Annotated in this window: 5 protein-coding genes; all 5 read right to left on the reverse strand. The window is 56.8% G+C overall.

The genetic code is table 11. From position 1 onward, the window contains the following. Positions 1 to 543, reverse strand: a 543-nt coding sequence (locus HP459_RS21665; protein WP_171936820.1) for an NADPH-dependent FMN reductase, incomplete at its 3' end; no start/stop codon positions are given. Positions 544 to 579: 36 nt separating this feature from the next. Then, on the reverse strand, positions 580 to 1,326 hold the full coding sequence (locus tag HP459_RS21670) for a 4'-phosphopantetheinyl transferase superfamily protein (protein ID WP_023298947.1): 747 nt from the start codon (positions 1,324 to 1,326) through the stop codon (positions 580 to 582). Between the two features lie 122 nt (positions 1,327 to 1,448). Then, positions 1,449 to 2,420, reverse strand: a complete 972-nt coding sequence (yidZ, locus tag HP459_RS21675) for an HTH-type transcriptional regulator YidZ (RefSeq protein WP_022649883.1) — start codon at positions 2,418 to 2,420, stop codon at positions 1,449 to 1,451. After that, positions 2,389 to 3,564, reverse strand: a complete 1,176-nt coding sequence (locus tag HP459_RS21680) for an MFS transporter (protein WP_032622027.1) — start codon at positions 3,562 to 3,564, stop codon at positions 2,389 to 2,391. Before HP459_RS21680 ends, yidZ begins: the two co-directional genes overlap by 32 nt. 111 nt (positions 3,565 to 3,675) lie before the next feature. Then, positions 3,676 to 4,282: GTPase (locus HP459_RS21685; RefSeq protein ID WP_171936821.1), on the reverse strand; the 607-nt coding region annotated here is incomplete at its 5' end.

Raw genomic sequence — 4,282 nt, forward strand, 5'->3', positions numbered from 1 at the left:
ATCCCCAAACGCGGTCAACTGACCAGAGAGATGGTCACGCGTACTCTGATCCACCACTTCACCCGTCTGCGGGTCGACTTTATTCTGAATCACGCCGCCCATAAATTCCGGCTTGTTCATCACCATCGCATCCAGGAACACCAGGATCTGTCGCAGGTGATACTGGCAGCGCGCACCGCCGATGGCGCCCATTGAGCTGGTCTGGATCAGCACCGGTTTGCCTGACAGCGGCTGCTCCGGTAAACGGGATAACCAGTCAATCGCGTTCTTCAGACCCCCCGGAACCGAGTAGTTATATTCTGGCGTTACAATTACTACACCATCAGCCTGACGGATCTGCTCGGCTATCGCCTCCACGCTGTGCGGGAACCCTTCTTCCTGCTGAACGTCAGCATCATAAAGCGGGATGTCGCCAATAGACGGCAGGGCGCTGATCTCCATTCCCGCAGGCGCTAGCTGTGGCAGCGTGCGCGCTACCATCCCGTTAAACGAACCTTTGCGCAGGCTTCCCAGTAACGTAACAACTTTCAACGTATCAGACATGATTACTCCTGTTTCATCATGATGACCCTGGACGGATCAGCTATGGGTGTATGCTTTTTCTGCCGGTAAACTGGTTAATCGCATCAGGCGCGCGGCGGGCTCGTTGGCGCGCTCAGGTACATCCGGAAGACTACGCCAACCGCGAATACTGTCAAACTCCCAGATTTTCAGCCGTTCGATGGCGGGGCTCACCGCAACGGACCAGATCAGTACGTCCTCAGCGTCGCTGAGCGCCTCTACCAGCGACGCTTTCGCGGCACGCAGGCGTCCGGAGCCGGGAAGCAGCTGCAACAGGCTGGCGTCGTCTGATGCCGCGCCGCTCAGTTTACGGATGCTCTGGCGAAGGGTGATGAGCTGCGCTCTGGCTTCTACGGGATCGTTCTGGTTACGTATCCACAGCTTTTCATTGCTGGAGAGCGGGTATTCATCGAGCGCGTTAGCACCATGGAAGCTGCGCGTGACGCGTTGCAGCTCCATATCCAGGCCGCAATCACCTTCAGTCGTCAGCGCGACGCCAACAATGTTGCCGGTATACGCAATGGAAAAATGGGGGAGTGCCGGGTCCGCAAAAACCGGGCGACCTTCTGGCTGGGTGAGTATGTCCGGTAATTCGCTGGTGCCGTACAGCATAAAAAGCAGTTCTGCGAGGAGCGCTCTGGAAGCTAAAAACCGCGTCCTGCGGTGTTCAGGTAGTTTGAGCGCCTCACTGTGACAGGCTGAAGAAATTCTGGCCGATACGAGATGCCCTTCCGTTAATGTTCCTCGTGCAAAGTGCGTAGCCATTTTTCGCTCCCTGATAATGGTCGTAGTCGGTTAAACGGTTACATGATTATCGCTTAACTCAGCTTCTGTTTTAATCAGTAAATAGAAATAAGAGAAGCCTGAGGACCGAACTTTACATTATCTTAGGCAAAAACCTGACCTGGCGCGGTATACAGGGCTTTTATAGTTTCGCGCAGCCAGATAATTTTCGGATTATGGCTGTTCCGCTTATGCCAGATTAGCGTGAAGGGTACGGTCAGCTTTTCTGCCTGCGCCTCATCGATGGGAATGGGAAGGCAGACCAGATTACGCTGGTGGAGTTGATTGTAGTGATGGCAGTAGTAGGGCGCAGTGGCAATGTAGTTGTGGTCCGGCTGAGCCGCCATAAACATCGACTGTTCAAAGCCGGGCAGGCTCATGGCGACGTTGCGCTCCCGGCCCATCTCTTTTAGCACTTCATCAAGCGCCCAGGTATCGCTGCGCTCCCAGAAGATGCTGATATGCGGGTAGCGCAGAAACGTCTCAAGGTTCCACGCTTCGTGAAGTGCCGGATGATCTTCTCGCAGATAGACGCACGGACGGTCGCTGAACAGGATTTCGTAGTCAATAAACCACGGCATCAGCTTTAGCAGCTCGCGGGAGCGCGGGTGCGTTTCGCGGCCGGTAAAACCGAGATCGACCTCCCCGCGCGTAATGGCATCCAGCGAATCATAATCCCACTGGCGCAACTTCACCGTCGCCTGTGGGTAGCGCTCATTCACCTGCTCCAGCAGGGTGTTGAAGCGAATCAGCATCAGCGGCGTTTCGGCGGCGAGCACAAACTTGAGCCCGCCTGGAGAGCTATGGTGGAATTTATCGACGATCTGATTGCCAATCTGCATCCAGTCGGCCAGATCCTGTTCCAGACTCACCGTTAGCGGCGTGGGCAGTAGCCCTAAAGGCGTTTTCACAAACAGCGGATCGTCGAACCAGTCGCGCAGCTTCGCCAGCGATTTACTCACTGCGGACGGCGTCACGTTCATTCGCTTCGCGGCTTTGGTGACGCTGCGCTCCTGCAACAACAACTGCAGGCAAAGTAAAAGATTAAGATCGAGACTGCTGATGGGCTTCTTCATAGTGCGCCGCGGGCTGGATGACCATAAGTAAGGTAATGCAGAGTATGCTACAGCCAATCAGAACCCCGATCAGCATATTCAGCGCGTTAAGGCCGATCACCGCCGCCAGCCAAATCCACAGCGACGAACCGCAGACCTGCGCAATGCCCAGCACCGAGCTTGCCACGCCTGCCCGCAGTGAGAACGGGCCAAGCGCCTGACTCATCGCCACGCCGAAGCCGCCGGAGAATCCGGCGCAGATCAGGGTCATACCCACCAGCATCAGCGCATGTGAGGTGGCGGTCGCCAGAATTACGCCTGCGGCGAGAAACAGCGTCTGTGAAGCGAGCATCAGCGTGCGCTGGCGGAAGATATTGAGCGCAAAGGGCATCGAGAATGAAACCGCCATGCTGACCATCGCATTGAGCGCCATCACCGTCGAATACTCACCGCGATCGAAGCCTATCGTCTCCATCAGTAACACCGGGGAAACGTTTACATAGGTGAGGATCACCGCCACGCTGAGCGTGATGATGGCCAGGCGGCTCAGGAAAAAGCGATTCAGAAGCTTTTCAGCCGGATGAATGGTAGCAGCGTGGTGCGTCTGCTGCGAACCGGGATGGGTCTCTTTCAACACCGTCACGGACAGTATAAAGACGATGGCGCCCATTGTGGCCATGGTCCAGAAAAGGCTCTGCCATGGAAATTTCAGCATGATCAGGTAGCCTACAACCGGTGCCAGCACCGGGATGATGCAGGTAATGCCGTTCAGCATCGACAGCACCCTGGCGCGGCGCTGGGCGCTCAAGGTATCGCGCAGAATGGCAAACGCCACCACGTAACAGCCGCCCGCGCCAATGCCCTGGATAAAGCGCCCTGACAGGAACATTGTGCTTTCCTGAGCCATTGAACACAGTACCGATGCCAGCGTAAAGATAACCGCCCCCGTAATGGCGACGGGTTGACGGCCGGCTCTGTCCGCGATTTTCCCGGCAAATACCATCGACGACGCCATTCCCGCGAGGTAGGCCGAAAACGCGATGTGCAGTTGCGCCTCGCTGGCACCCAGATCGCGGGCAATATGCGGTAGCCCCACCAGATACATATCAATGCCGGACGGATACAGCAGAACTAATGCGAAACTACAAAACAGAAAACGAGCCATAAATCCCCCATAGATGCAGGCAAGCAGGATAGGGGGCATGGGGGGATTAAGCGAGTTGCCATTGGGACAATGGTGATTTCCCTGGAGGAAATCACCATGTTCTATCGGGAATTACTTACCAATACAGAAGCTTGAGAAAATTCGTCCAAGCAGATCGTCCGACGTAAACTCCCCGGTGATCTCGCTCAGGTTCTGCTGCGCCAGACGCAGTTCCTCCGCCAGCAGCTCGCCGGCCCAAGCGCCGATCAGCTGGGCTTTGCCCTGCTCAAGGTGGCGAGCCGCCTCTTCCAGCGCCTGCAAGTGACGACGACGCGCCAGGAAGCCGCCCTCCATACTGGTGTCGAAGCCCATGCTCTGTTTGAGATGGTTACGCAGGGCTTCCACGCCTTCCCCGGTACGGGCCGACAGACGAATAAGTGAGTGGCCATTCACATCGCTGATGCCCAGCGTTTCGCCGGTAACGTCGGCCTTATTGCGCACCACGGTGATCGGCAGTTTGGCCGGGAGACGGGCGATAAAGTCTGGCCAGATTTCAGCCGGGTCAACGGCGTCGGTCGTGGTGCCGTCCACCATAAACAGCACGCGGTCGGCCTGCTCGATCTCCTGCCAGGCGCGTTCGATACCGATACGCTCGACTTCATCGCTCGCATCGCGCAGGCCAGCGGTGTCGATGATGTGCAGCGGCATGCCGTCGATATGGATATGCTCGCGCAGGACG

It is taken from the genome of Enterobacter sp. CM29, assembly GCF_013179605.1.
GTDB lineage: Bacteria > Pseudomonadota > Gammaproteobacteria > Enterobacterales > Enterobacteriaceae > Enterobacter > Enterobacter intestinihominis.

Bases quoted from the DNA above. Each gene is read 5' to 3' on its own strand.
- yidZ (WP_022649883.1), bottom strand. From the start codon at position 2,420: ATGAAGAAGCCCATCAGCAGTCTCGATCTTAATCTTTTACTTTGCCTG.
- HP459_RS21680 (WP_032622027.1), bottom strand. From the start codon at position 3,564: ATGGCTCGTTTTCTGTTTTGTAGTTTCGCATTAGTTCTGCTGTATCCG.
- HP459_RS21670 (WP_023298947.1), bottom strand. From the start codon at position 1,326: ATGGCTACGCACTTTGCACGAGGAACATTAACGGAAGGGCATCTCGTA.